Origin of the sequence: Halomonas saccharevitans, assembly GCF_032333995.1 — a bacterium.
Classification (GTDB): domain Bacteria; phylum Pseudomonadota; class Gammaproteobacteria; order Pseudomonadales; family Halomonadaceae; genus Halomonas; species Halomonas saccharevitans.
Genome location: NZ_JAVXUR010000001.1, coordinates 228,802 through 253,762 on the forward strand (window position 1 = coordinate 228,802; position 24,961 = coordinate 253,762).

General features: G+C 63.3%; 24 protein-coding genes and 1 tRNA gene. 12 read left to right on the forward strand and 13 right to left on the reverse strand.

Annotated elements, in window-relative coordinates; translation table 11 throughout:
- Nucleotides 1-43: 43 nt before the first annotated feature.
- From RSO68_RS01030 to RSO68_RS01050, 5 genes are all read left to right on the forward strand, one after another.
- Nucleotides 44-739 (forward strand): hypothetical protein, encoded by a 696-nt coding sequence (locus RSO68_RS01030; RefSeq protein WP_315585118.1) that lies wholly within the window; start codon nucleotides 44-46, stop codon nucleotides 737-739.
- Nucleotides 740-832: 93 nt separating this feature from the next.
- Nucleotides 833-2,335: an AAA family ATPase gene (locus tag RSO68_RS01035; protein ID WP_315585119.1), complete on the forward strand. Its 1,503-nt coding sequence runs from the start codon at nucleotides 833-835 to the stop codon at nucleotides 2,333-2,335.
- A gap of 287 nt (nucleotides 2,336-2,622) precedes the next feature.
- The gene (locus RSO68_RS01040; protein WP_315585120.1) at nucleotides 2,623-2,826 is read left to right on the forward strand and encodes a hypothetical protein; all 204 of its coding nucleotides are present in this window, start codon (nucleotides 2,623-2,625) and stop codon (nucleotides 2,824-2,826) included.
- Nucleotides 2,827-3,065: 239 nt separating this feature from the next.
- Nucleotides 3,066-3,347, forward strand: a complete 282-nt coding sequence (locus RSO68_RS01045; protein ID WP_315585121.1) for a hypothetical protein — start codon at nucleotides 3,066-3,068, stop codon at nucleotides 3,345-3,347.
- Nucleotides 3,348-3,541: 194 nt separating this feature from the next.
- Nucleotides 3,542-4,018, forward strand: coding sequence for a YbhB/YbcL family Raf kinase inhibitor-like protein (locus tag RSO68_RS01050; RefSeq protein WP_315585122.1), 477 nt, complete (start codon nucleotides 3,542-3,544; stop codon nucleotides 4,016-4,018).
- A gap of 125 nt (nucleotides 4,019-4,143) precedes the next feature.
- On the opposite strand, the gene RSO68_RS01055 is transcribed toward RSO68_RS01050, so the two are convergent.
- The 10 genes from RSO68_RS01055 to RSO68_RS01100 form a co-directional block, all read right to left on the reverse strand.
- Complete coding sequence (locus RSO68_RS01055) at nucleotides 4,144-5,607, reverse strand: alanine/glycine:cation symporter family protein (RefSeq protein WP_315585123.1); 1,464 nt, start codon at nucleotides 5,605-5,607, stop codon at nucleotides 4,144-4,146.
- A gap of 395 nt (nucleotides 5,608-6,002) precedes the next feature.
- A complete protein-coding gene (locus tag RSO68_RS01060) occupies nucleotides 6,003-6,206 on the reverse strand; it encodes a putative motility protein (RefSeq protein WP_315585124.1) in 204 nt (67 codons plus the stop codon).
- A 90-nt stretch (nucleotides 6,207-6,296) separates the two neighbouring features.
- Entirely contained in the window at nucleotides 6,297-7,139 is an 843-nt protein-coding gene (locus RSO68_RS01065; RefSeq protein WP_315585125.1) for a nitrilase-related carbon-nitrogen hydrolase, read from the reverse strand.
- A 163-nt stretch (nucleotides 7,140-7,302) separates the two neighbouring features.
- The gene (locus RSO68_RS01070; RefSeq protein ID WP_315585126.1) at nucleotides 7,303-8,187 is read right to left on the reverse strand and encodes a glycine betaine ABC transporter substrate-binding protein; all 885 of its coding nucleotides are present in this window, start codon (nucleotides 8,185-8,187) and stop codon (nucleotides 7,303-7,305) included.
- 140 nt (nucleotides 8,188-8,327) lie between these two features.
- Nucleotides 8,328-9,209: a glycine betaine ABC transporter substrate-binding protein gene (locus RSO68_RS01075; RefSeq protein ID WP_315585127.1), complete on the reverse strand. Its 882-nt coding sequence runs from the start codon at nucleotides 9,207-9,209 to the stop codon at nucleotides 8,328-8,330.
- A 133-nt stretch (nucleotides 9,210-9,342) separates the two neighbouring features.
- Complete coding sequence (locus tag RSO68_RS01080; protein ID WP_089852262.1) at nucleotides 9,343-10,074, reverse strand: ABC transporter permease; 732 nt, start codon at nucleotides 10,072-10,074, stop codon at nucleotides 9,343-9,345.
- Nucleotides 10,075-10,078: 4 nt separating this feature from the next.
- Complete coding sequence (locus RSO68_RS01085) at nucleotides 10,079-11,257, reverse strand: ABC transporter ATP-binding protein (protein WP_089852260.1); 1,179 nt, start codon at nucleotides 11,255-11,257, stop codon at nucleotides 10,079-10,081.
- Nucleotides 11,258-11,312: 55 nt separating this feature from the next.
- A complete protein-coding gene (locus RSO68_RS01090) occupies nucleotides 11,313-11,978 on the reverse strand; it encodes an ABC transporter permease (RefSeq protein ID WP_089852258.1) in 666 nt (221 codons plus the stop codon).
- A gap of 332 nt (nucleotides 11,979-12,310) precedes the next feature.
- Entirely contained in the window at nucleotides 12,311-12,706 is a 396-nt protein-coding gene (locus RSO68_RS01095; protein WP_315585128.1) for a DUF6482 family protein, read from the reverse strand.
- Nucleotides 12,707-12,827: 121 nt separating this feature from the next.
- A complete protein-coding gene (locus RSO68_RS01100) occupies nucleotides 12,828-13,028 on the reverse strand; it encodes a hypothetical protein (protein WP_315585129.1) in 201 nt (66 codons plus the stop codon).
- Nucleotides 13,029-13,442: 414 nt separating this feature from the next.
- Between RSO68_RS01100 and RSO68_RS01105 the strand changes: the two genes are divergently transcribed.
- From RSO68_RS01105 to RSO68_RS01115, 3 genes are all read left to right on the forward strand, one after another.
- Nucleotides 13,443-14,933 (forward strand): MFS transporter, encoded by a 1,491-nt coding sequence (locus RSO68_RS01105; RefSeq protein ID WP_315585130.1) that lies wholly within the window; start codon nucleotides 13,443-13,445, stop codon nucleotides 14,931-14,933.
- Nucleotides 14,934-15,344: 411 nt separating this feature from the next.
- Nucleotides 15,345-17,969 (forward strand): GAF domain-containing protein, encoded by a 2,625-nt coding sequence (locus tag RSO68_RS01110; protein ID WP_315585131.1) that lies wholly within the window; start codon nucleotides 15,345-15,347, stop codon nucleotides 17,967-17,969.
- Nucleotides 17,959-19,695, forward strand: a complete 1,737-nt coding sequence (locus tag RSO68_RS01115) for a putative bifunctional diguanylate cyclase/phosphodiesterase (RefSeq protein WP_315585132.1) — start codon at nucleotides 17,959-17,961, stop codon at nucleotides 19,693-19,695. Before RSO68_RS01110 ends, RSO68_RS01115 begins: the two co-directional genes overlap by 11 nt.
- Nucleotides 19,696-19,708: 13 nt before the next feature.
- On the opposite strand, the gene RSO68_RS01120 is transcribed toward RSO68_RS01115, so the two are convergent.
- Together RSO68_RS01120 and RSO68_RS01125 are read right to left on the reverse strand one after the other, a co-directional pair.
- The gene (locus tag RSO68_RS01120) at nucleotides 19,709-20,962 is read right to left on the reverse strand and encodes a methyl-accepting chemotaxis protein (RefSeq protein ID WP_315585133.1); all 1,254 of its coding nucleotides are present in this window, start codon (nucleotides 20,960-20,962) and stop codon (nucleotides 19,709-19,711) included.
- Nucleotides 20,963-21,575: 613 nt separating this feature from the next.
- A tRNA-Pro gene (locus RSO68_RS01125) sits at nucleotides 21,576-21,652 on the reverse strand.
- 207 nt (nucleotides 21,653-21,859) lie between these two features.
- Here RSO68_RS01125 and RSO68_RS01130 point away from each other — a divergent pair.
- Together RSO68_RS01130 and RSO68_RS01135 are read left to right on the forward strand one after the other, a co-directional pair.
- Nucleotides 21,860-22,237 (forward strand): CidA/LrgA family protein, encoded by a 378-nt coding sequence (locus tag RSO68_RS01130; protein WP_315585134.1) that lies wholly within the window; start codon nucleotides 21,860-21,862, stop codon nucleotides 22,235-22,237.
- Entirely contained in the window at nucleotides 22,234-22,965 is a 732-nt protein-coding gene (locus RSO68_RS01135; protein ID WP_089848867.1) for an LrgB family protein, read from the forward strand. Before RSO68_RS01130 ends, RSO68_RS01135 begins: the two co-directional genes overlap by 4 nt.
- Nucleotides 22,966-22,977: 12 nt before the next feature.
- On the opposite strand, the gene RSO68_RS01140 is transcribed toward RSO68_RS01135, so the two are convergent.
- The gene (locus RSO68_RS01140) at nucleotides 22,978-23,331 is read right to left on the reverse strand and encodes a hypothetical protein (RefSeq protein WP_315585135.1); all 354 of its coding nucleotides are present in this window, start codon (nucleotides 23,329-23,331) and stop codon (nucleotides 22,978-22,980) included.
- A 202-nt stretch (nucleotides 23,332-23,533) separates the two neighbouring features.
- On the opposite strand from RSO68_RS01140, the gene RSO68_RS01145 reads away from it, so the two are divergent.
- Together RSO68_RS01145 and coxB are read left to right on the forward strand one after the other, a co-directional pair.
- The gene (locus tag RSO68_RS01145) at nucleotides 23,534-23,707 is read left to right on the forward strand and encodes a DUF2970 domain-containing protein (RefSeq protein ID WP_315585136.1); all 174 of its coding nucleotides are present in this window, start codon (nucleotides 23,534-23,536) and stop codon (nucleotides 23,705-23,707) included.
- Nucleotides 23,708-23,824: 117 nt separating this feature from the next.
- Nucleotides 23,825-24,952: a cytochrome c oxidase subunit II gene (gene coxB, locus RSO68_RS01150; RefSeq protein WP_315585137.1), complete on the forward strand. Its 1,128-nt coding sequence runs from the start codon at nucleotides 23,825-23,827 to the stop codon at nucleotides 24,950-24,952.
- Nucleotides 24,953-24,961: the final 9 nt, after the last annotated feature.

A 24,961-nucleotide genomic window follows, 5' to 3' on the forward strand; every position in this document is an offset into this window, starting at 1 on the left:
GCACGCTGTCTAATCACTGTTATGAGTCAAAAGGAGTTACGACTTGATTGAGATTTTGGAGTCCTTAAAGCAACATTCAGATGCCTTGACCGTGATTTTCACAGCTGTTGTTACATTATCAACGGTTGTATATGCAGTTCTTACAGGAATTCTAGTATCCGAAACTAGAAAAATGCGAGAGGTTCAAACTGAACCAAAAATCCATATCACACTAGAAAGCTTTGATTTTGCGATTCACATAATACGACTAAACATCCAAAATATTGGCCTTGGCCCTGCACGCAATCTCACCTTCCAGCCAAGCGTGATCGATGGTGGTGAATCAGCCGAAAAACTATTAACCGAGTTCACGGAGTCCAATTTCTTCAAAACAGGCCTCCGTCATTTTGGACCAGGACAAAACGTGTATTCCACCTACACGCAAACAACACAAGATTTCGAGGGTAAATCAGCTTCTGTTCTATCGTTCAAGATCGAATATGAAAGCGCTACTGGCAAGAAATACTCAGACGAAATAATAATAGATATGAGTGAAATCAAAGGCAGGTATCAGCTTGGAAAGCCAAACCTGTATGCAATTGCAAGTAGCCTTGAAAAGCTACAAAAAGATGTCGGTCATATTGTTAGCGGCTTCAAGAGGGTTAAAGCTGATGTATATTCCAGCGATGACCGAAAAGAGGAAAAAGAAGAGCGGGAGCGTTGGTATGAAGAGCAGCGCCGAGAAAGTGAAAACTCATAACAAAGCCAGCCAGAGGGACTTCCGCACTGCGTGCTCCAGCCCCTGCTGGCGGCGTTATGCATCACGAGAAGTCGCCGGATATTTGAGGGAAAAATGCCAATCACACAGCAACGGTTGATAAGGCTTGATATTGAGCAGCTTAAAGTCTTAAAAGATGTAAGCATCTCATTTGGCGACCATCCACTAACTGCAATTTTGGGCCCAAATGGTAGTGGGAAGTCGACGGTGCTCCATGCGTTAGCTTGTGCTTTCGAACCAAATACCCCTCAAGGAGAGGCGTACAAATTCAGTAGTTTTTTTCTTCCCAGCACCGACGCGCTTTGGGAGGGAAGCAAGATGACCCTGACGCATTCTTATCGTGATGGTCAAGTTGTCCATGACAATAGTACCCAACCTTACTCTAAGGCTAGTGATCGCTGGACACCTAGGTACGCAAAATGGCCTAAAAGAGATGTGATCTATATTGGTATTGATAAGTGCGTTCCGATGATCGAATCAGAAAATCGTCAAGTACGAATCAACTATCAAACGACACAAATTAACGAAGAAATCGTTTTAGAAATCCTAAGAAAAGCTTCTTTTGTCCTCGATCGAAACTATACTGCCTTCAATCAGCACAACGCGCAGGGGAAGGAGTTCATAGGTGTCGGTCTTGAAGGGTTGCAATATTCTGCACTCAGCATGAGTGCGGGTGAGCAGAAAGTTTTCTATGTTCTAGAAAAAGTTTTTAAGGCGTCGAAATATTCTCTGATACTTCTTGATGAACTTGATTTGTTGTTGCACGAGAAATCATTAAAAAGGCTCGTGACTGTTATTAATGAAAGAGCTAGAGCGAAGAATCTTCAGGTTGTTTTCTCGACTCATCGCGAAAGTTTGGTTGATTTTGAGGGTGAGATAAATATTCGCCACCTTTTTACCGGGCCGCAAAAAACCTATTGTTTTGAACAGACGAATCCGGACGCGATTGCAAGGCTGACAGGTACCCAGCCAAAGCCACTTGAAATCTATGTTGAAGATGAGATGGCTTCCGCAATAGTTCGCGTAATTCTGGGGAAATTGAAAGCGAATAAATGGGTTTCCGTTGGAAAATTCGGTGCAGCAATAAACTCTTTCACTATGGCTGGAGGGTTGCTCATGAGGGGAGAGGACTGCCAGAATGTGTGTTTCGTATTAGACGGTGACCGCTACAGCAGTGAAGAGGATATTGAAGCCCAGATCAATCGTGTCGTTACAGGGCATGGTGAGGGTGTTGATGAAATCAGGCAAGCAGCTAAAGCTCTTATTTTGAGCTTTGGTCTTCCTGACGCGCAGCAGCCAGAACGCTATTTTCATGCTTCGCTTTGTCAACAGCCTGCGACGAATGACGAGGCTCATAATGAAATTGTTGAAGCCGCGCAGGAAGTTGGAGTTGTTGCAAACGATCATCATTACCTGAGTGATATTTTAATCAGACTTGGCATGGATGAACGGGGCGGCCTCTCCCGAATCGCTGAAATATTCTCAAATACACCTGAATGGGAGGGCTTTGTACAGCCAGTAAGGGATTGGTTAGTGCCGAGGTTAGAAATATTGAGAGAAGTGGAAGGTGGTGCATAACAATGCCATTAATTCCGACGCTCGTACCTCGCGCGGTTTATGGCAAACGTTAGAATAAATCAATGGAGGCCCCATGGGTCTGATCATACTTCCCCTGCTGGCCGCGTGGCTGGCGGGCGCCGGGTACGCCGTCTTCCTGGGCCACTCGCTTTGGGCCGGCGGCAAGCCGCTGCTGTATGTCGTCGCCTCGCTGATCCTCGGGGGGGGGGGGGCTGGCGCTGCTCTACGCCCCCGTCGGCCTCTCGGGCTTCAAGGCTCGGGAGCAGGTCTGGGCCTTTGAGATCCCGATGCATTTCCTGCTGAATAAATACGCCATCGCGATGTTCGTGCTGGCGGTCGCGTTCTCCTTCCTGGCGCGCCACATGACGGGCCTCTCCCATGCCGTCGCCGCCTGCTTCGTCGTGGCCTTCGCGCTCTCGGTCGGCACGCTGGTGGCAACCTTTTATTCGGAGGCCTTCATGCGCCACCACGACATTCGCGTGACCTACTGACGACCTGTGAGGGTCGGGCGCGGCGGGCGGCTTCCGGTTGGTGCTTTCCGATGACGTTTTCCATGCCGCGCGCCGATCCGAGGCCGAGGCGGCGTCGAGGTCGGCGGCCTATTCTTGGGCTAGCCACGACGACGGCGGCGCCTCGATGCCGCCGACCGTGCCGGGAGGGCCCGGCACGGTCGGTAACCCCGGTCGGTCGTCGTCGGGACGTGGCGTTGGCGTCTGAGGGGTAAAGAACGATGGCAACGCTGATCGTGTTTCACGAGGTCGAGGATGGCGAGCACTGGGCCAAGGCCTGGAAGCCAGGTCCGGGCAGCCGGCACGAGCTGTTCGCCCAGATCGGGGTCTCCGCCCGCACCTTCAAGAATCCTGAGCACCCGAACTCGGTGGGGCTGATCCTCGAGGTGCCGGACATGGAGCGCTTCCAGGCCTTCATGGCCTCCGACGAGGCCCGGCAGGCCATGGAGGAGGATCGGCTGAAGGTCGATACCCTGCGGATGCTGGGCGAGTTTACGCCCTGATCCGACCCGGCTGGAAGCGATGCGAAGGGGCAGGGCCGAGCGAGGCGGTGGCAGGAGGGGGCCTCCGTTCAAGGCTGTCGGGGCCACCCGGGTTGAATCCGCCGCCTGTGACCATCATGCACTGAGGAGAGCGTCATGGTTCGCGCCATGACGCTCGACCGTTTACCCGACACGTCGACAGAGGAGTTTGCCTCATGGCCTTTGCACCCTCGAGCATGCAGCTCACCAGCTCCGCCTTCGCCCACCACGAGGCGATTCCCACGCGCCACACCGGGGAAGGGGAGAACGTTTCGCCGGTGCTGGCCTGGCGCGACGCCCCCGAGGGAACCCAGGGCTTCGCGGTGATCTGCCACGATCCGGACGCCCCGCTGGTCAACAACGGCATCTACGGCTTCGTGCACTGGCTGCTCTACAACCTGCCGGCCGACGTCACCGCGCTGGATGAGGCCACTACCCTGGGCACCGCCGGCGTCAACGACACCGGCAGCCTCGGTTACGGCGGGCCCATGCCGCCGGAGGGCCACGGCGTGCACCTCTACTACTTCTGGGTGCTGGCGCTGGATACCGTCACCGAGCTGCCCGAGGGACTGACCCTGCCGGAGCTGCTGGAGAAGCTCGAGCCGCACCTGCTGGGCATGAACCGCCTGGTCGGCAGCTACCGCCGCGACTAACGGCCCGGAGCCGAGCGCCTGCAGCTGTTTGAGTCACCAACCTAAAAGGTGCCTGGCGAGGCGCCGCCCCAACGCAAACGCCACGGCTAAGCCGTGGCGTTTGCGTTTCTGGGTGGGCGAGCGCGTCAGCTGCGCTTGCCGCTGCCCGGCCAAGCCTTGCGGTCGACCTTGTCGGCCAGCTTGGGGAACTGGTCGGGGTCGAAGCTCGGCTCCTGGCCGGCCTTGAGCTGGCGTTCATAGTCGCGGAACAGCGCGAAGGCGATCGGCGAGAGCAGCAGGATGGCCACTAGGTTGATCAGCGCCATCAGGCCCATGGAAAGATCGGCGAAGCTCCAGATCGGCTTGAGGCTTGCCACCGCGCCGATCATAACCATGGCCAGCACCGCCAGGCGGTAGATCAGGATCGCCAGTGCGGCGCGCTTGGGTCCGGCCAGGTACTCGATGTTGGACTCGCCATAGGAGTAGTTGGCGATCACCGAGGTGAAGGCGAACAGCAGGATGGCGATGGCGATGAACTGGCCGCCCCAGTCGCCGACCTGCTGGGAGAGCGCGATCTGGGTGAGCTGGATGCCGTTGGCCTCGTCGCTCGCCAGCAGTTCCGGGCCGGCCATGATGATGATGGCGGCGGTGGCGGTGCAGATCACCAGCGTATCGAGGAAGACGCCGAGCATCTGCACGAAGCCCTGGGCTGCCGGGTGGTTCGGCTGGGTGGTAGCGGTGGCGGCCGCGTTCGGCGCCGAGCCCATGCCCGCCTCGTTGGAGAACAGCCCGCGCTTGATGCCGTTCATGATCGCCTGGGCCACGGCATAGCCCATGGCGCCGCCGGCGGCCTGCTCGAGGCCGAAGGCGCTCTTGATGATGGTCATGAACGCCGCCGGGAGCTCCGAAGCGTTAAGCAGCACCACCACCACGGCCAGCAGCAGGTAGAGCACCGCCATCAGCGGCACCACCAGCTCGGCGACCCGGGCGATGGACTTGAGGCCGCCGAAGATGATCGGCGCCACCACCACGACCAGCGCCACGCCGACGCTCCAGGTGGGCAGCGCGAAGGCCTCCTGCATGGCCTGGGCGATGGAGTTGGACTGCACGCTGTTGAAGGCCAGGCCGAAGGCGATGATCAGGCAGACCGAGAAGGCCACCGCCAGCCAGCGCAGGCCGAGCCCGCGCTCGATGTAGCGGGCCGGGCCGCCGCGGTAGGTGCGGTCGCCGTGGTCGACCTTGTAGGCCTGGGCCAGGGTGGACTCGACGAAGCTGGTGGCCATGCCGACCAGCGCCGTCATCCACATCCAGAAGATCGCGCCGGGGCCACCGAAGTAGATGGCGACGGCCACGCCGGCCAGGTTGCCGGTGCCAACCCGGGCCGCGAGGCTCGTCGAGAGCGCCTGGAAGGAGGAGATGCCGCCATCGGCCTCCCGGGAGTGGCGCAGTAGCTTGAACATGTGGCCGAAGTAGCGGAACTGGATGCCGCGGGTCATGACCGTGAAGTAGAGGCCGGCGCCGATCAGCAGGTAGATCAGCAGGCTGCCCCAGATCAGGCCATTACCGCTGGCCACGAGATCCGTGAAGAACGTAGGGAGGGTGAAGTCCATGGTGTTGTGATTGCCCGTATTCGCTGTGAATTCGGGGCGTCATTCTTCACGAATGGGGGGAAATGGCAAGGATCACTGAAAATATCGTCATTCGCGTGGAGATATTTTGTCAATTTGCGGGAGACAGCAGGTTGTTGCTGCCCAAGGATCGATCGATATCCAGGGAATCCCAAGGGAGGAGAGGGTGTTCATGTTCGAGGGAGGCTTGTTGCGCGTGCGGAGAGATGCCGGGCAAGGCTGAGCGGGAGGCCGCAGGGAGAATACGAGCGGGCCGGCGGGGCTAGACGGGCGAGGTTGATGCCGGGGCGGCGGGGGGAGTGAAGCGAGATGCCGGCGAGCTCGAGGCGAGCGAGCCTGGCACGTTTCGCGCCACCGGGCGGCGGCGCGAGCGGGGATCAGGCGTAGGTGTTGATCTGGGTGCCGACGCTGCCGTCACCGGCGAGCTGGGGTTCGGCGGATGCCGACTCGAGCAGGGCGGTGACCTGCTGCTGCTGGGTGTCCAGGGCCTCCTTGAAGATCTTCATCTGGGCCTGCTGGGCGGTCTGCGCCTGCGACAGCGCCTGGGACTGCGCGACGACGTTATTGACCGATGTATCCATTCGACATACCTATATGAGTGGGTTCCGCTATTACGCTAGCAGCTTCCTACCCGGGCCGAAAGTCATCCGGTTCCGGTCGCGCCGCCCGCCTCAGCGATAGCCGGCCATCAGGTCGCGCACCAGCGGGGTGTCGGCGTCGCGATGGGTGGGCAGCTCGAAGCGGGCCCGGGCGATGGCGGTGCGCGAGAGCGTCGCCTCGATCAGCATCTCGCGATCCTCGGCCTGGGCGAGAATCTCGCCGCGCGGGCCGAGGATGCGTGACCCGCCCCAGAAGTGGCTCTCGCCCTCGGGCCCAAAGCGGTTGGCCATGATCACCGGGGTGCCGTAGGTCATGGCGTAGAAGTGCAGGTTGACCGCCCAGTTCTGCTCGTTGGAGAAGTCCTCGCTGACGATGCCCGAGGCCGAGTTGATCGGCGCGCAGAGCACTGCGGGTCGTGCTAGCAGGGCGGCGTGAACGAGGCCCGGGTTCCAGAGATCGGCGCAGATCAGCGAGGTGGCCGACCAGCCGGGCCGCACGCTGCCCTGGGTGAGCTCGCTGCCGTGGGTGAAGAGCTTGCCTTCCTCGAGCCCGCCGTAGGTGGGCAGGTTGAGCTTGCGATGCACGGCCTGGAGCTCGCCGTGCTGCAGGATCGCCAGGGCGTTGTAGTACTCGCCGGGGCTCGCCTCCTCGACGAAGCCGACTATCGTCTGCATCTCGCCGGCTTCTCGGGCCAGCTCGGTCAGCCGCGGATCGTGGGCCGGACAGGCCAGCTCGATCACTTGGTTGCCGAGGCTATAGCCGGTCAAAGAGAGCTCCGGGAACACCAGCAGCTCCAGCCCCGATAGGCGGGCCTGGGCGATCATCTCGCGGTGGCGCTCGAGGTTGGCATCGACATCGCCGAGGCGGGCGTTGATCTGGGCGGCGCCGACCCGCAGGTGGTCCTGATAGTGCATGGTTGCGTCTCACGGTTGGAGGCGGTAGGGAAGAACGGCGCGGATCATCGCACCCCCATGGAGGTGCTTCAAGGCGCCCGGCGGGGCCACGCAAGAAGACCGCCCGGAGGCGGCCTTCTAGCATCGCGCGAGCGGGTCAGGCCCCGCGTCTTACCGCAGATCGTTACAGCAGCTCGTGGGTCTCGAGGAAGTCCGTGGCGACCTCTTCGATGGTGTCGCGCTCCACGTCGACCCGGGCGTTCAGGGCGGCGATGGTCTGATCGTCGAACAGCTCAGAGAGAGCGTTGAGCTGGCCCTCGAGCTCCGGGTTGGCCTCGAGGGTCTCCTCGCGCACCACGGGCGTCAACGCGTAGGCCGGGAAGAAGCCCTGGTTGTCCTCGAGGACGCGGAAATCGAAGGCGGGGATGCGGCCGTCGGTGGAGAAGACCAGGCCGACATCGACGTTGCCGTCGCGCAGGGCGGAGTAGATCAGGCCGGTGTCCATGCGCACGATATCATCGCGGCCGACGCGAAAGTCGTAGGCCTGCTGCAGCGGGCGCCAGCCGTCCTGGCGGGAGTAGAACTCGCTATCCAGGCCGAAGGTGAGGCCGGCATCATCGTTGATCGCCTCGGCAAGATCTTTGAGCGATTCGATGCCCAGGCGCTCGGCGTTCGCCTCGCGCATCGCCAGGGCGTAGGTGTTGTTGGCGTCGGAGGGCTCGAGCCAGATGATGTCCTTCTCGGCATCCAGTTCCTTGACGCGCTGGTAGGTGGCCTCGGCCGACAATGACTCGCTGATGTCGTTGTAGACGATAAGCGAGGTGCCGGTGTATTCCCAGTAGAGATCGATCTGGCCATTTTCCTGGGCCTGGCGCAGCACGCTGGAGCCCATGCCGTCGAGGGTTTCCACCTCGTAGCCGAGGGTGTCGAGGTACTGGCTGGTGATGTTGGAGAGGAGAAGCTGTTCGGTGTAGTTCTTGCCGCCGACGGTGAGTTCATCGGCGTGGGCGGAGCCCAGCAGCAGGGCCGAGGCGAGGCCCAGGGAGGAGAGCGTGTGCGGCAATCGCATTCGCGGAGTCCTTTTCCATCAATGGACTCCCAGCCTGACACGGAGGCCGCCCAAGGCCAAGTATCCTTTGGGCGGCCTCCCGTTCATCCTCTGAGCGGCCCCGGGCGATGCCTGCGAGTCGCCCGGGATGGCGGCAATGATCAGAGCAGGTCGTGCTCCTCGAGGAAGTTTTCGCCGACGCGCTCGATGGTCACCTTCTCGACGTCGACCTGGGCGTTGAGGTTGGACATGGTCGTGTCATCTAGCAGACCGGAGAGGGTATTCATCTGCTCGGCGAGCTCGGGATTGGCCTCGAGGGTCTCCTCGCGCACCACCGGGGTCAGGGCGTAGGCCGGGAAGTAGTTCTGATCGTCGTCGAGCACCCGGAAGTCGAAGGCCGGGATGCGGCCGTCGGTGGCGAACACCAGGCCGACCTCGACCTGGCCGTCGCGCAGCGCCTGGTAAACGAGGCCGGAATCCATGCGCTTGACGTCGCTACGGCCGACACGGAAGTCATAGGCCTGCTGCAGCGGGCGCCAGCCGTCCTCGCGGGCGTAGAACTCGGCGTTCAGGGCGAAGGTCAGGCCCTCATCATCGTTGACCGACTGAGCCAGGTCGGAGAGGGTCTCGATGCCGCGCTCCTCGGCGTCATCCTCGCGCATGGCCAGGGCGTAGGTGTTGTTGGCCTCGGAGGGCTCGAGCCACACCAGGCCCTTCTCGGCGTCGAGCTTCTTGACGCGCGAATAGGTCTCTTCCGGCGACAGGCGCTCGGTGACGTCGTTGTAGTTGATCAGCGAGGTGCCGGTGTACTCCCAGTAGAGATCGATCTGGCCGTTCTCCTGGGCCTGCCGCAGTACCGCGGAGCCCATGCCGGAGCGCTTCTCGACGTCGTAGCCCAGCGAGTCGAGGTACTGGCTGGTCATGCTGGCCAGGATCTGCTGTTCGGTGAAGTTCTTGCCGCCCACTACGATCTCGTTGGCTTGGGCGGCGGTCAGGCTGCCGGCCAGTGCCGCGCCGGTGAGCAGGGTCATCAGAGTCTTCATGGAGTCGCTCCTTGTTGTGATTTCTGGGTCGTGTTGAATCGGTCGTGTTGAATCAGTCGTGAATCCTTGATTCCAGGTGCTGCGCTTCTCGATGCTGCGGGTCTCGCTGCGTCCTGGCGCCGCGCCGGGCGTATCAGGCCCGGCTCGGGTTCACCCCTCGCGGCACCACAAGGAAGGCGGTGATGGCGATGAGCATGTCGACCACGATCGCCAGCAGCGCTGTGGGGATCGCGCCGGAGAGCATCATCACCGGGTCGTAGAGGTCGATGCCGGTGAAGATCAGCTCGCCCAGGCCCCCGGCCCCGATCAAGAAAGCCAGCGGCACGGTGCCGACGTTGATGGCCAGTGCGGTGCGGATGCCGGCGAAGATCACGTACAGCGCGTTGGGCAGCTCGACCCGCATCAGGCGCTGGCCGGGCGACATACCGATGCCCGCCGCGGCCTCCTTGAGGGCCGGCGAGACCCCCTTGAGGCCAGTGTAGGTGTTGCGGGTGATCGGCAGCAGCGTCGCCACGAAGAGCCCGAACACGGCGGGCACGGTGCCGATGCCCAGGAAGCTCATCGACAGCGCCAGCACAGCAAGCGTCGGGATGGTGGTGCCCACGTTGAGCACCTGCATCGCGGATTCGGCGACCCGTGCCATGCTGGGGCGCGACAGCAGGGTGCCCAGCGGAATGGCGACGAGGATCGCCAGGCTGCCGGAGATGGCGGTCAGCCACAGGTGCTGCACCGCCAGATACTGGATGTCCGGCAGGTAGAAGATGAAGTCGTCGATCACGCCGCTGGATTGGCTCCAGATGCCGGCCATGAAGACGGCCACGAGCACCAGCAGGCGCATGGCCCCGGAGAGGTTCAGCGTCGGCATGGGCTTACTCCTCGCTGGCCGATGATGACGGTGACGCCTCGCCGACCGTGTCGTCGGCCCCGGAATGGGCGCGATAGCGCGAGCCCAGATGGTGGGTGATCGACCGCTGGGTGATCTGACCGACGATGCGGCCCTCGTCATCGACGCAGGGCACCCAGGTCATGTCGTTGGAGAACATCAGCGAGGCGACCTTGCGCAGGTCGTCGTCGAGGCTTACCACCACCGGCACGCTCTGGAAGTGGTCGCGGCAGTGACCCTTGGTGGTGCGGGCCACGGCGGCACTGATGATGCCCACCGGCTGGCGCTTGGCGTTCACCATCACGATGCTGGTCTGGTAGCCGTAGTCGCCGATGCGCGCAAGCGCGGTCTCGAGGGTGTCGTCGGGGCGCACCAGGCCAATATCTTCGCTGGCGAGGTCGCGCACCTTGACCAGGTTGAGGCGCTTCAGCGCTCGGTCCTCGCCGAGGAAGGACTCGACGAACTCGTTCTTGGGGGCGGCGAGCAGCTCGTCGGGCTGGGAGTACTGCACCAGCTTGCCTTCGCGGAAGATGGCGATGCGATCGCCCATCTTGATCGCCTCGTCGATGTCGTGGCTGACGAACATGATGGTCTTCTTGAGGTCCTGCTGCATCTTCAGGAACTCGTCCTGGATCACCGCCCGGTTGATCGGGTCGATGGCGCCGAAGGGCTCGTCCATCAGCATCACGGGCGGGTCGGCGGCTAGCGCCCGGGCCACGCCGATGCGCTGCTGCTGCCCGCCGGAGAGCTCGCTCGGGTAGCGCTTGAGGAAGGCGTCGGGCTCCAGCGCGATCATGCGCATCATCTCCCGGGCGCGCTCCTTGTACTTCGCCTTGTCCCAGCCCAGGAGCTTGGGCACCACCGTGATGTTCTCCTCGATGGTCATGTTGGGGAACAGGCCGATCTGCTGGATCACATAGCCGATGCTGCGGCGCAGGTCCTGGGTATCGAGGCTGGTGGTGTCCTCGCCGTTGATGAACACCTTGCCGGAGGTGGGACGGATGATGCGGTTGATCATCTTCAGGGTGGTGGTCTTGCCGCAGCCGGAGGGGCCGAGCAGGATGCAGATCTCGCCGGTCGGAACCTCCATGCTGATGTGGTCGGCGGCGGTCACGGCGCCCTTGGGCGTGTCGAAGACCTTGGTCAGGTTATCGAGTCGAATCATGTGGCGGTCCTTGTCAGGTCGGCAGCGGTATCGGATCGGCAGAAGGGGTGACGGCTCAGGCAGCCGCGGCGGCGCGGTCCATGCCCTTGGGCGTCAGGCGCTTCTGCAGTGCCAGCAGCGAATAGTCGACGATGATCGCCAGCACGCTGACGGCCACGGCGCCGATGATCAGCTGGCGCGGATCGGACTGGGAGATGCCGCGGCTGATGAAGGTGCCGAGGCCCCCGGCGCCGATATAGGCGGCGATCGCCATGACGCCGATGTTGAGCACCACGGCGGTACGCACGCCGGCCATGATCACCGGCACGGCCAGCGGGATCTCGACCATGCGTAGGCGCTGGTTGGGACTCATGCCGATGCCGCGGGCGGCCTCGCGCAGGGCCGGGTCGACATTGTTGATGGCCGTGTAGGTGTTGCGGATGATCGGCAGCTGCGAATAGAGCAGCACCGCGATGACCGCCGGCAGGTAGCCGATGCCCTGACCGATCAGCGACAGGATCGGGATCATGATCCCGAACAGCGCGATGGAGGGGATCGTCACGATGATCGAGGCGATATAGAGCACGGTCTTGGCCGCGCGCTCGTTCTTGGTGATGGCGATACCGATCGGCACCCCGGTCAGGGTGGCGATGCCGACGGCCACGCCCACCAGCGAGATATGCTCGACGGTGCGGGATAACAAGAGCTCCAGGTTATCCAGCGCGTACTGAAACAGTTCCAATCGACGTCTCCTTTCTTCTTTGCCTCTGATGCCGGCCCGCGCCATCGCTCGGGGCGGCCGGGGAGTCGTGCGGCGTCGACACCGCGCGCAGGGCAGTGTCAGGGGCTGGGGCGCGAAAACCGGCGTAGCCTATCAGAGTCACATAGCCAATTGTTATTGATATGAATGACGATCCAAAATGCCAATTATTGGTATCGGTGATGCTGTCCGCGAAAGGCGGGGGTTGGCATGAGAATAGGGGCAAGGTGGCCATCCGGCTAGCCGAAGGCGTCCGGGGGAGGCGGCGAGGGGAGCCGGGCGAGACTGCCGGTTGAGGCAGCCAGCAAGGAAGGCTAGCGGGTCTGGAAGGCCACCCGGGTGCCGTAAGCGAGCATGCTCTGCGGGTCGCTCTGGGTGGCGGGCAGGCCGATCATCTCGTCGGTGACCTCGGCCCAGGTCAGCACGCCATGGGTGATCCCCAGCGGCAGCAGCGCCCGGCTCACCCACTGGGTGCCGGTGAAGCGCTTGGCCTGGCCGTCGGCACCGACCAGCTGGCTGACGCCCTGGGCATGGTGCAGGCGCACCAGATAGTAGCCCTGGTCGATCGATTGCACTTCAACGGTGAGCATGTCGATAGCAGGCACGTCGATAGCAGGCACGTCAATGGTGGAGACCTGGCCGGCTCGCAGCCAGTCACCGAGGGCCTCGAGGGTCACGCGTTCAGGCAGGGGAGCGGGGCTTGCCGACATGCGGGTGTCCTTTGCGGCGGGGTAACAAACAAAAGCTATACCCGGCTAGCGCAATGTACAAGATGACGAGTCGACGCGACGTCGGTCTGGTCGACCTGACGGTCGTTAAACGCCTTGTGGCTCAGCCGCCGGGTGGCACGATGTCGAGCAGGGAGGCCGAGATGTGCGCGCGGAATTCACCCATGAAGGCCCGGGCCAGACGCGAGAGCGGCTGTTCCTGGGGTGTGGGCATATAGAAGGTATCATTCAGCTCGGCGGTGAAGGGGCGGATCGCAAGGTTCCGGTCGGCGAAGACTCGAGCGCTCAGCGGATCGATTTGCATTGCCCTCTCGCGATTCCCTTCTATGTTTCCCCAACAGAGAGTATCTCGCCTCTGCGAACGCTGTCGTCGCTTACGGCCGGAGGTGCCGCTTCCTCGGCGCTCGGATGCCGGATCGGTGGTGACGGAGGACGTCACACCGGGGCCGTCTCTGATACCGTGGAGCGGGGTCGCTGTTGGTATGCCGTGCTCTGCTCTACCTTGGTCGGTGAGCCGGGGCGGTCCGGCGCTGGCCCTCCCGCCCATAGCTGCTGCTCTCGTGTGCTGCAGTGTATTCATGCATTCAGAAGGTGAGGGAGTCATGGTGATCGACGCCAATAACTATATCGAGCAGCCGCGGGCGGTCATCGCGCGCAGAGAACGATGCTTGACGACGACATGGGCCGGCATCCTGATGGCGCGCCGTGAGGAGGTCGTATGAGGTCACCGTCCAGCACGGGGTTCGCACTGCTCGGCGCGGCGCTGATCGCAATTAGCTACGGCCTCGCGCGTTTCGCCTTCGGTCTGTTCGTGCCCCCCATCCGCGAGGAGTTGGGCCTCACGCCGTCGGTGATCGGTATCATCGGCGCGCTGCCACTGATCAGTTTCCTGCTGGCCACGCTGATCGCGCCGCTTGTCACCCACCTGTTGGGTGCCCGCAACGCGGCGGTGCTCTCCGGGGCGTTCGGCGTCGCCGGCCTGGCGATGATCAGTCAGGCGCCCGGTGCGCTGTTGCTCGGGGCAGGGGTGTTCGCCTGCGGCATCTGCACCGGCCTGATGATGCCGGCGCTCACGGCCGCCATGCAGGCATTGGTGAAACGCTCGCTGCATGGGCGCGTCAGCTCGGTCATGAACGCGGGGACCAGCATCGGCGTGATCGTGGCCGTCCCGACAGTGCTGTTCCTGGTCGGCGCCTGGCGTCTCGCATACATCTCCTTTGCCATCCTGGCGGGTGTCGGGGTGATTGCCGCCTGGCTCTTCCTGCCCTCGGTGTCGAGGATCACGCCGGCCAACGCCGCACCGCCGCCGCCGATCCGCGAGCTGCCCTGGTCGCGTCTCGTCAGGCTCTCGCTGTTCGCCTTCGTGATGGGCTTCGTTTCCGCCGCCTACTGGATCTTCGCCCCCGATCTGGTGGTCACCCTCGGCGGCCTGCCATCCGGCGCCACCGGGTGGTTGTGGCTGGCGGTGGGCATCGCCGGCCTGGGCGGTGCCGTGGTGGCCGATCTGGCCGATCGCAACAATCCGCCTATCACGCACTCGCTGATGCTGATGATGCTCTCCGCTAGCCTGGCCTTGCTCGCGGCCAGCCCCGGTCAAACCGTACTGGCGGCCTTTTCCGCGCTGGTCTTCGGCCTGGCCTACATGAGTCTGACGGGGCTCTACCTGATGACCGGCATCCGCCTGCTGCCGGGCCGACTGGCGGTGGGGCCGGTATTGCCATTCATGGCGGTATCGCTGGGGCAGGCGACCGGCTCTCCCGTGATCGGCTCGCTGGTGAACACCTTCGGCTATGCGAGTGCGTTTGCCATGTTCTCCTCGCTGGGCATCCTCTTTGCCATCCTCTCGCCGTTTTATCCTGGCTACATTGCCCAGGCCGAAGAGGAAGAGGCCGAAGAAGAGTCCGGTCTCCAGGCGGCGTACGATTACCAGTTGCAGGATGAGGAGGGCGAGCCATTCCATCCCGCGGCGGATATCGAGGAAGAAGCCGAGGAGGCCGAAGCCGCGGCAGCCACTGAGGAAGCCGAAGCCGCTGAGGGAGCTAAAGCCGATGACAAAGCTAAAGCCGATGCAGCCCTTGAGGCCCAGGAAGAAACCGAGGCCAAGGAAGCCAAGGCCGAGGTAGATGCCAAGGTTGACGACGATGCTGAAGCGGATGGAGAAGCTAAGGCCGCCGGCTCGCTGAAGCCAACCAATAAGGGCGACACCTGAGTGGTTTGGGCATCGGCATATTCGTCCGGGAGCTACCTGATCGATGGGCCAGTCGTTGTCGAGCGTCTATCTCGTTGTTCAAGGAAGGTCCGCGCCTGAAGTAAGCAGTATCGGGGTTGTTCCCGCGCCGCAATAATCCAGTTCGCTACCCGGTCGCGCCTTTCCTCGGCTGTCCGGGTGGCGGATTGCTTCTACCTCGCGGCCCTGTCGAGTGACGATGACACCTAGAGGTCCCATGGTGTCTCGGGCGCCAATGGGTGCGGGGCTGATCGATGTCGGGCCGTCATGAGAGCGTTTCCGGCTCGATGCGTCCGTTAATACTCCACTCTGTTTCTTCTCATCACTCTATTAGGCATTCATGGTACGTTCGGCCTATCAATATGCCGATAACGCCATACCGTGAGACCCTGAATGAAACCACCCGTCCCCGAGAATGACACCGCCCGCCTGGCCGCCCTCGAGGCGCTTGGCGTGATGGACTCAGCGCGCGATGCGGGCTTCGATCAGCTGGTCGAGCTGGCGCAGGAGTTCTTTGAGGTCCCCATCGCGCTGGTCTCACTGGTGGCCGAGGATCGGCAATGGTTCAAGGCCTTTGTCGGTCTGGAGGTCCGCGAAACGTCGCGGGAGGTCTCCTTCTGTGCTCATGCGGTCGCCGCCCTGCAGCCGCTGGTGGTGCCGGACGCCCGCGAGGATGTTCGCTTCAAGGACAATCCCCTGGTCACCGGCGAGCCCGGCATCCGTTTCTATGCGGGGCATCCACTGTTTCCCGATGGGGAACATGCCGTGGGGACCCTCTGCCTGATCGACACTCACCCACGCGAGTTTTCCGCCCGCGACCGGCGGCTGCTGGGACGGCTGGCCGGCCAGGTCGAGGCGCTGCTGAGAAAGCATCAGCTGCGGATGCAGCAGGAGGCCCAGCAGCGCGAGCTGGTGACGCTGAACCTGCGCCTCTCCGAGGCCGGCGATCGGCTGGCCAAGGAGCGGCAGCTGCTGCGCTCCGTTCTGGATGGCAGCCGCGATCCCATCTACGCGCGCAGTCGCAGCGGGCGCTACCTGGCGGCCAATACCGCATGCCTGTCGCTGCTGGAGGGCACCTCTGGTAGGGCGATGGAGGAGGGGACGCCGCAGCTGCCCGCCGAGGTTCAGGCGCGCCTTGATGCGGCGGAGGCCGAGGTGATCGCCAGCGGCGTGGCGCAGCAGATATCGCTGCCGCCCCTCCGGGGCCGCCGTCATGAACTGCAGCTCGGGCCGCTAAGAGATGAGGAGGGCGAGATCGGCGGCGTGGTGGGCGTGGCGCGCGACACCACCGAGGCGTTGCGCCAGGCGAGCCTGATTCGCGTGCTGCATCGTGGGGTCACCGACTATCAGGCGCTGATGTCGGGTCACCAGCTGTGGGACTTCTTGATGGAGGCGCTGCGCGAGCTCACCGACAGCGAATACGCGTTGATCGGTGAAGTGAACGAGGATGCGGGGCAGCCGGCGTTGAAGATCCATGCCATCACCGATCTCTCCTGGAACGAGGAGTCACGCCTGCTGATGGAGCGGCTGCGCAACGGCGACATGACGCTCTCCAATCCTCGGTCGCTGCTCGGACGGGTGTTTGCCCATGGCGAGGTGGTGATGACCGACAACCTCGCCGAGCACCCGCATCGCGGCGGTTTGCCTCCGGGGCATCCGCCGCTTCACAACTATCTGGGCGTGCCGATCTTCGATGACCAGCGCCCTATCGGGATGTTCGCCATCGCCAACGGGCGTCGCCGTTACGATCAGGCCCTGCTGGAATGGCTGGAGCCCTTTACGGCGACCTGCGCGCTGCTGATCAACCTCTATCGGCAGATGGCGGAGCGTGAAGGCTACATCGAGGCCCTCTCCACGGCGCGAGACAGCGCCGACCGGGCCAATCGCGCCAAGAGCGAGTTTCTCTCGTCCATGAGCCATGAACTGCGCACCCCCTTGAACGCGATCCTCGGCTTTGCCCAGCTGCTGGAAGGTGGCAAGCGCCACCCGCTGGAGGCGCGCCAGCAGCGCCAGGTCGCCCAGATCGCGCGCAGCGGGCAGCATCTTCTGGAGCTGATCAACCAGACTCTGGATCTGGCGCGGGTGGAGGCTGGTCAGCTGAGCCTCTCCATGGAGGCGCTCTCGCTGGTTGAGGTGGCAGACGATGCCACACACGCCCTGGAGGCGACGGCCAAGGCCCACGACATCGCGCTCCACCAGCAGATTCACGGTCCACTGCCGGCGGTTTATGCCGACTACACGCGACTCAAGCAGGTGCTGCTGAACCTGCTCAGCAACGCCATCAAGTACAACCGTCCGGGCGGCCGGGTTTGCCTGGAGGCCGCCGCGGAGGAGGAGTGTCTTCGCTTCACCGTGCGCGACAACGGCCAGGGAATTCGCGACGAGGGTCTGGCGCTGCTCTTCCAGCCATTCCAGCGACTTGGGGCCGAGCGTAGCGGAATCGAGGGTACCGGCATCGGCCTTGCCATCACGCGCCAGCTGCTCGAGGCCATGCATGCCACGATCGAGGTCGAAAGCGTCGAGGGGCAGGGCAGTGCCTTCCACTGCCGTCTGATGCTGGCCGACGTCGATCAGCGTGTCGTGAACCGGGCCGAGAAGAAGGGCGCAGGCGCCCCGGAGGAGGTGGCGGCGCGTATCGTCTACATCGAGGACAATCCCGCCAACCAGCGCCTGATGGAGGATATCTTCGAAGAGTGGCAGGCCTGCCAGCTGCAAATCTATCCCAGCGCTGAGCTCGCCCTGCCGCATATCGAGGCCGAGCCGCCGGATCTGGTGCTGATGGATCTTAATCTGTCGGGCATGAACGGCTATCATGCGCTGGAACGACTGCGCCAGCTCCCGCTCATGCGGGCGCTGCCGGTGATCGCGCTCTCCGCCAATGCCATGCCAGCCGATATCAAGCGTGGCCTGGCGGCGGGGTTCGACGACTATTTGACCAAGCCCTTGGAGCTGGCGTCGTTCTTTGCCACCCTCTCGCGCCATCTCTCGTCGTTCGAAGGAAACCCGGATGCCTTCTGATTCCACCCTCTACCACAAGCGGCTGCTGGTGGTGGATGACCATCCCGTCAACGTCGAGCTGCTCCAGGATCTGTTGGAGGATCATGGCTATCGGCAGGTCGCCGGCCTCACCGATCCGCGCGAGGTCCTCGCGCACTGCCAGGCGCAGGTGCCGGATCTGCTGCTGCTGGATATCCGCATGCCCCACATGGACGGCTATGCGGTGCTCGAGGCCCTGCAGCAGGCCTTTGCCATGGAGGCGCCGCCGACCATCGTGCTGACCGCTCAGGTCGATGACGATACTCGCCGGCAAGCGCTGGCCATGGGCGTGCGCGACTTCCTGACCAAGCCGTTCGACCATGAAGAGGTGCTGGCGCGCATTCATAACGCCCTGCGCGATCAGAGCCACTATCAGTGGCGCCGCGATCAGGCCGCGATGCTGGAACGGCTGGTGGCCCAGCGCACCCGTGAACTGGAGCGTCTCTCCTGTACCGATCCGGTGACGAATCTGCCGAACCGTCGTGGGCTCACGGCGACCCTCGGTGAGTGGCAGCGGGACGGCGTCGTGGTGGGCGCGCTGTTCATCGTGCTGCAAGGGATCGATGCCATCATGCGGTACCACGGCCATCGGATGACCGAGGTCTTGCTCAGCGAGATGGCTCGCCGCCTGAAGGCCACGCTGCCCGACCAGGGCGTGGTCGGGATCTGGGGCAGCCATGAGCTGCTGCTGATTCAGCCCCGGGCTTCGATGGCCGAACTCGAGCACCTGGCAGCGCGTGTGCGCGGGGAGCTCAAACGCCCCCTGGCCACGAGTGGCGTGCGGCTGCAGATAGATGGCCGGATCGGCGTCGCCGGCGGCGTAAGCCTGGAGCCGGAGCGGCTGGTGCACATGGCGGCACTGGCGGTGCCCCATGCTCGAGAAGGGGTCGCCATTCAGGTGCATAGCTCGGCGCTGGAAGCCAGTGAACAGCGGCGCATGCAGCTGCGCCAGGCGTTGCCGCAAGCCGTGCAGCGCGGCGAGACCTCGCTTCACTACCAGGCCAAGGTGGCGCTCGCTTCGGGGCGAACCTGCGGCGCCGAGGTGCTGGTGCGCTGGACGCACCCGGCGCTGGGCATGGTCTCGCCCGCCGAGTTCATCCCGATGGCCGAGGCGAGCGGTGATATCCTGGCGCTGGGCGCCTGGGTACTGGAGGCCGCCCTTGCCACACTTAGTCGCTGGCGGCGTGAGGGGCTAGTCGATGAGGCGTTCAGCCTCGCCGTGAACGTCTCCGCCCACCAGCTGTGCCGGCCGGGCTTCGTCGCCGAGGTGCACGAGGCTCTGGCGCGATACGACGTGCCCCCCTCGGCGCTGGAGGTGGAGGTCACCGAGTCCGCCGTGATGACCGACCTGGAGGTCGCGACCCTGCAGCTCCAGCAGCTGGCCGATCTCGGGGTCAGCATCGCGATCGACGATTTCGGCACCGGCCACTCGTCGCTTGCGTACCTGCGGCGGATGCCGGTCGATACCATCAAGATCGATCGCAGCTTCCTGACGCATCTGCTGGACGACGCCCAGAGTCATCGGCTGGTCGAGTCGATCGTCGCCATGGCCCATGGGCTGGACTGCCGGGTGGTTGCCGAGGGGATCGAGGCACCGGCTCAGGCCGCCAGCCTGGCGGCCATGGGCTGCGAAATGGGTCAGGGCTTCTGGTTCGCGCGCCCCCAGCCCGTTGAGTCGTTCCTGCCCTTGCTCGAGGAGTATCGCTGAGAAAGGATCGCCGTCAGAGCTCCCGGATGGCCTCGGAGACGCTCTGTGCCCCGGTGAGTATCTCCCGAATGACGTCCTGGGTGGCGTGGATCCGCTGCTGGTTGACCTGACTGTGCTCGACGACGTCGAGGATCTTCTGGTTGGCCATGCCGATGCGCTCGTTGTTGTCGTTCAGCACGCGGGTGATCTGTTCGGCGGCCTGGGTCGATCCCTGGGACAGCTCGCGCACCTCCTTGGCCACCACGGCAAACCCGCGGCCGTGATCCCCCGCCCTGGCGGCCTCGACGGCCGCGTTCAGCGATAGCAGGTTGGTCTGCTGAGCGATTCGCGAGATCGCGTCGGTGATGCCATTGATGGTGCGGACCTGCTCCTGCAGCGCCGAGATGATCTCCTGTGCCGCCTGGATCTCCTCGCCGGCCCGCTGCGTCGAATCGACCGCCTCCTCGAGCTGGGTCAGGCCGTCGGCTGCGATGGTCTCGGTCTGCTGGGCGCTTACCCGAGCGGACTCCACGGTGTGGCGCGCCGCCGCCTCCGACTCGATGGCGGGGGTGATGTCCGTGGCGAACTTGACGATGCGCGTGACCCGGCCGTCGGCGTCTGTCACCGGGTTGTAGGTCGCCTCGAGCCACACTGACCTGCCGTCGGCGGTAAAGCGCTCGTAGCGGCCCTGCTTGAAGACGTTGTCGGCAAGCTCCGCCCAGAAACCGGGGTTCTTGGCGTAGAAGGCCTCGCGGCAGAACATTCGATGATGCCGACCCACGATGTCTTCTTGGCGATAGCCCATGGTGTCGAGGAAGTTGTCGTTGGCGCGCAGGATCTCGCCGTCCGGCGTGAATTCAATCACGGCCATGGAGGCGTTCAGGGCGCCGAGCACTGCCTGCTGATCGTCGGTGGCCTGGCGCTGCCGGGTCACGTCGCTGGCGATCTTGATGATGTAGGCGACGCGCCCGCGGGCGCCCTTCACCGGCACGTAGGTCGCCTCGAGCCAGAGCGGAACGCCGCGAGCGTCGAGGCGCTGGAAGGTGCCTTCCTGACTTTCGCCACCGGCAAGCTTTTCCCAGAAGAGCCGATAGGCCGGGTCGTTATGTATCTCCTGGGGGCAGAAGAGACGATGGTGCTTTCCCTTTACCTGATCCAACTGATAGCCGACCGCGTCGAGGAAGGGGGCGCTCGCTTTCAGGATCACGCCGTCGGGTGAGAAGACGATGCAGGGCGTGTGGGCGGTCAGGGCTCGGTACAGCGGGGTTTTGCGCGTTGTCGTCAGCATTCAGGGCCAGTCTGGTAGTTTCGTCGGGAAGCACCTCACCGGAGGTTATCGGCCGGTGTGGGGACATGCTTGAGTCATCCGGCGGTTGAGCCGGCGATGATGTGTATCGACGAGCGAGGCGGCGACTCGATATCTGCGAGAGGCGCCATGCTGGCGAGGCACAAACAATTAGTAAATTCTAAATCTATCACAGTACGGGAGAGGTGGCGGGCGATATTTCCTGCAGGAGCGCGAAGAGAGGCACCCGGTTTCTGAGGGCGCGATGCCGGGTCTCGGACGGCATCGCTGAAGATGAAAGTGCTAGGCTGTGACGGCGGGAATGGCAACAGAGCGGCAAACAGATACCGTATCGTTCACCGCAGGACTGAACAGTTAATGGTCGGTCAGTCGGTGGCACCTGAGCCCGGAAAATGTGGGGGGAGTGGCGACAGCGTGAGCACCGTCTAGTGCTGACTGCTACTGCCGTAGCCTATGGCCTAGGCATCTTTGCACTATCACCGTGGGGCGCTAGCGAGCCCCTGGAACCCATACGGAACCCAGCCGATTTTTTCTGAGCCACAACGAAAAACCGCCACCCGGCATGATCCGTAAGTGGCGGTTTATCTGATGTTTGTGGTCGGAGCGACAGGATTCGAACCTGCGACCTTTGCAACCCCATTGCAACGCGCTACCAAGCTGCGCCACGCTCCGACGGTGTTTCGGAATGTTTGGCCGTTGGTCCTGGCCCCCGAGAACGAGGCGTATACTAGCGCGACCCGAGGCAAATGAAAAGTCCTTTTTGCGCTTTCTTTTCAATTGCTTGGCCAGCCAGAACCTGGGGCCCCCGGATCAAGCTGGTTCTGTCACAATATCGGCAATCAGGACAGGCTCCACGAGAGCCGCAAAAAGGAAGACACGATGCCGTTGATCATGGGGATGAGCATGCTGCTGGCGTGCCAGTTTGCAGGGGAGCTGTTGGCGAAGGGCTTGCTGTTGCCGATACCGGGGCCGGTGATCGGCATGGTGATCCTGCTGGTGGCGCTATTGGTGCGAGGCAAGGTGCCTTCTTGCCTGCGTATGGCGGGGGAGGGGCTCCTGCGCTATCTGACGCTGCTGTTCGTGCCGGCCGGGGTAGGGCTGATGGTGCACTTCGAGCTGATCGGTGCGGATCTCTGGCCGATCGCGGCGACCCTGCTGGTGTCCACGGCGGCGACGCTCACCGTGACGGCCTGGGTGCTCGAACGGTTGCAGCGTCGCAATGCCTCACGCGGCGGTCGGGTGGGAGATAACGGATGAACCTCGCCTCCTTCGATCAGCTGTGGGTCTATCTCTCCGGAAACCCGCTGCTCTCCCTGCTGGCGACGCTGCTGGTGTTTGCCCTGGCCGTCAAGATCAACCGCGCCGTGGGCGGCACGCCGCTGCTGCATCCCGTCACGCTCGCCATCGCGATGCTGATCACGCTGCTGCTGCTGGTGGACATGGACTATGCCACTTACTTCGAGGGCGCCCAGTTCATTCACTTCCTGCTGGGGCCGGCCACGGTGGCCCTTGCGATCCCCCTGTACGACCATCGCCAGCGCGTCTATCGCCTGCTGTGGCCGCTACTGCTGGCCTGTGGGGCAGGGGTGCTCACGGCGGTGTCGACCACTCTGGGACTCGCCATGCTGCTCGGCGCCGATCCCAAGACGCTGCTCTCGCTGGCTCCCCGCTCGGTGACGTCGCCGATCGCCATGGGTATCGCCGAGCAGATCGGTGGCATTCCGTCGCTGGCGGCCGGCCTGGTCCTGCTGACCGGCTCCATCGGCTGCGCCCTGGGGCCCTGGATCCTGCGGCTGTTGCGCATCACGGATCCGGCCGTTCAGGGCTTCACCATGGGCCTTTCGGCTCACGGTTTCGGCACGGCCCACGCCTTCGCGCGCATGGGCGCCGTTGCCGGCGCCTTTTCGGGCCTGGCCATGGGGCTTTCGGGCCTTCTCACGGCCTTCCTGCTGCCGCTGATCACCAGCCTTCTGGGCCTGAGCTGAACCGTGCCCTCGTCAGAGTTCCTCCCAGACTCGGCGCCGGAAGTCGTGTGACAGCTCGGCGGCCTTCTTCATGCGATCCATCTGCGCATCGGTGAGCTCCGAGATCAACGCCTGGTAGCGCTTCTGCATCTCGGCCGGCGTCTGCGGAGTATCGCCGTCGAAGGACTGGGCAATCTTCTGGCCGCTCTCGGCGAGCGTCTTGAGAAACTGCGCCTCGAACTGCATGGCCTCGGCCATGCTCTGCATCCAGGCCAGCTGCATTCGCGCCATGGGCGTCACCCCCTGACTCCACTGCTGCTGCCACCACTCCATCATGGGCTCGGCGGCCAGGGCCGGATTGGTCGCGGTGTCGTCGTGCTGGGTCATCGTCGGTCTCCTCCGGGCTTTCGGATGATAGGCATCTAGTCTCCTTCGGGCTTTCTGAGTATAGAAGACGATTCGCCGATGGTGCGTTGCAGCGAAGCCGTATCCAGCTTTTTCCGCGCTTGCGTGAAATGCCTTCACGGGCGTCCGCCCGCATCTGGGCTAGGGTCAGAAGGAGGAATCGTCAAGGCATAGGAGGGCGGTGATGTGGCAAGCGATCAAGTCAGTGTTGGCGGCCTTTCTGGGCGTGCAGAAGGATGAGCGCCGCCGGGAGGATTTTCGCTCCAAGCGCCCCGGAACCTTCATCGTTGCGGGAGTGATCGTAGGGGCGGCATTCGTGTTGCTGGTGGCCTTCGTGGCGATGATGGCCGCTCGCTGAGCGTGAACGTTGACGACCGCGTTTATCACGCCGGTGAGGTGCGCGTAGAAGAACGGCCGCGCTCTTCTATACTCCTTCAAGCGCTGACTAATACAACAATGATTCGAGGAGGCGCCGATGCGCAGGCTGCTTGTGTGGATGGCGGTAGGGGCGATGCTGTCAGCCCTGACTCCGATAGCGCTCGCCAACGGCTGGAACATGCCGGTGGGCGTTACGGCGTTGAGTCGCGATATCTACTCTCTGCACATGATCATCTTCTGGATCTGCGTGGTCATCGGGGTAATCGTCTTCGGGGCGATGTTCTATTCCCTGTTCCGCTATCGCCATTCGCGCGGCGCCAAGGCCGCCACCTTTCACGAGCACACCAGCGTCGAAGTCATCTGGACGGCGATACCGCTGCTGATCCTGGTGGCCATGGCGGTGCCCGCCACCGCAACGCTCAAGACCATGTACGACGCTTCGGAAGCCGACCTCGACGTCATGGTCACCGGTCAGCAGTGGCGCTGGCGCTACGACTACCTGGGCGAGGACGTGGCCTTCACCTCTAATCTGAGCACGTCGCGAGAGCAGATCAGCGGCACCAGCGAGAAGGGTGAGAACTACCTGCTCGAGGTGGACGAGCCACTTGTGCTCCCGGTGGGTCAAAAGGTGCGTTTGTTGCTGACCTCGGACGACGTCATCCATTCCTGGTGGGTGCCCGATCTCGCCGTCAAGCAGGATGCCGTGCCCGGCTTCGTCAATGAGAACTGGGTGCGCATCGACGAGCCCGGCATCTATCGCGGCCAGTGCGCAGAACTCTGCGGCCGCAATCACGGCTTCATGCCGGTGGTGGTCGAGGCCGTCGAACCGGAGCGCTTCGAGGAGTGGATGGCCAAGCGCAAGGAGGCGGCCCAGCAGGAGGCGATGAGCGCTGATCGCGAGTGGAGTCTCGAGGAGCTGATGGCCCGAGGTGAGCAGACCTACGGCGCCGTTTGCGCCGCCTGCCACCAGCCGGATGGCGGCGGCAGTCCGCCGGCCTTCCCCGCCCTGGCGGGCAATCAGGCGCTGCTGGAGGAGCCGGAGCGCCATATCAATGTCGTGATTGACGGGGTGGCGGGATCGGCCATGCCGGCGTTCCGCAACACGCTTAGCCCGGTGGAGATCGCCGCGGTGGTCACCTACGAGCGCAACGCCTGGGGCAACGACGCCGGCGATACCGTGCAACCGTCGGAGATCGCCGAGCGCCTCGCCGCCCAGGGCGAATGAACGGTCCTT

Excerpts from the sequence above, each read along its gene's own strand:
- RSO68_RS01145 (WP_315585136.1), top strand. The coding sequence starts at position 23,534 with ATGTGGCAAGCGATCAAGTCAGTGTTGGCGGCCTTTCTGGGCGTGCAG.
- RSO68_RS01110 (WP_315585131.1), top strand. The coding sequence starts at position 15,345 with ATGAAACCACCCGTCCCCGAGAATGACACCGCCCGCCTGGCCGCCCTC.
- RSO68_RS01120 (WP_315585133.1), bottom strand. The coding sequence starts at position 20,962 with ATGCTGACGACAACGCGCAAAACCCCGCTGTACCGAGCCCTGACCGCC.
- RSO68_RS01100 (WP_315585129.1), bottom strand. The coding sequence starts at position 13,028 with ATGCAAATCGATCCGCTGAGCGCTCGAGTCTTCGCCGACCGGAACCTT.
- RSO68_RS01105 (WP_315585130.1), top strand. The coding sequence starts at position 13,443 with ATGAGGTCACCGTCCAGCACGGGGTTCGCACTGCTCGGCGCGGCGCTG.
- RSO68_RS01065 (WP_315585125.1), bottom strand. The coding sequence starts at position 7,139 with ATGCACTATCAGGACCACCTGCGGGTCGGCGCCGCCCAGATCAACGCC.
- RSO68_RS01080 (WP_089852262.1), bottom strand. The coding sequence starts at position 10,074 with ATGCCGACGCTGAACCTCTCCGGGGCCATGCGCCTGCTGGTGCTCGTG.
- RSO68_RS01035 (WP_315585119.1), top strand. The coding sequence starts at position 833 with ATGCCAATCACACAGCAACGGTTGATAAGGCTTGATATTGAGCAGCTT.
- RSO68_RS01055 (WP_315585123.1), bottom strand. The coding sequence starts at position 5,607 with ATGGACTTCACCCTCCCTACGTTCTTCACGGATCTCGTGGCCAGCGGT.
- RSO68_RS01070 (WP_315585126.1), bottom strand. The coding sequence starts at position 8,187 with ATGCGATTGCCGCACACGCTCTCCTCCCTGGGCCTCGCCTCGGCCCTG.
- RSO68_RS01045 (WP_315585121.1), top strand. The coding sequence starts at position 3,066 with ATGGCAACGCTGATCGTGTTTCACGAGGTCGAGGATGGCGAGCACTGG.
- RSO68_RS01085 (WP_089852260.1), bottom strand. The coding sequence starts at position 11,257 with ATGATTCGACTCGATAACCTGACCAAGGTCTTCGACACGCCCAAGGGC.
- RSO68_RS01115 (WP_315585132.1), top strand. The coding sequence starts at position 17,959 with ATGCCTTCTGATTCCACCCTCTACCACAAGCGGCTGCTGGTGGTGGAT.
- RSO68_RS01135 (WP_089848867.1), top strand. The coding sequence starts at position 22,234 with ATGAACCTCGCCTCCTTCGATCAGCTGTGGGTCTATCTCTCCGGAAAC.
- RSO68_RS01075 (WP_315585127.1), bottom strand. The coding sequence starts at position 9,209 with ATGAAGACTCTGATGACCCTGCTCACCGGCGCGGCACTGGCCGGCAGC.
- RSO68_RS01050 (WP_315585122.1), top strand. The coding sequence starts at position 3,542 with ATGGCCTTTGCACCCTCGAGCATGCAGCTCACCAGCTCCGCCTTCGCC.
- RSO68_RS01140 (WP_315585135.1), bottom strand. The coding sequence starts at position 23,331 with ATGACCCAGCACGACGACACCGCGACCAATCCGGCCCTGGCCGCCGAG.
- RSO68_RS01060 (WP_315585124.1), bottom strand. The coding sequence starts at position 6,206 with ATGGATACATCGGTCAATAACGTCGTCGCGCAGTCCCAGGCGCTGTCG.
- RSO68_RS01095 (WP_315585128.1), bottom strand. The coding sequence starts at position 12,706 with ATGTCGGCAAGCCCCGCTCCCCTGCCTGAACGCGTGACCCTCGAGGCC.
- RSO68_RS01130 (WP_315585134.1), top strand. The coding sequence starts at position 21,860 with ATGCCGTTGATCATGGGGATGAGCATGCTGCTGGCGTGCCAGTTTGCA.
- coxB (WP_315585137.1), top strand. The coding sequence starts at position 23,825 with ATGCGCAGGCTGCTTGTGTGGATGGCGGTAGGGGCGATGCTGTCAGCC.
- RSO68_RS01040 (WP_315585120.1), top strand. The coding sequence starts at position 2,623 with ATGCATTTCCTGCTGAATAAATACGCCATCGCGATGTTCGTGCTGGCG.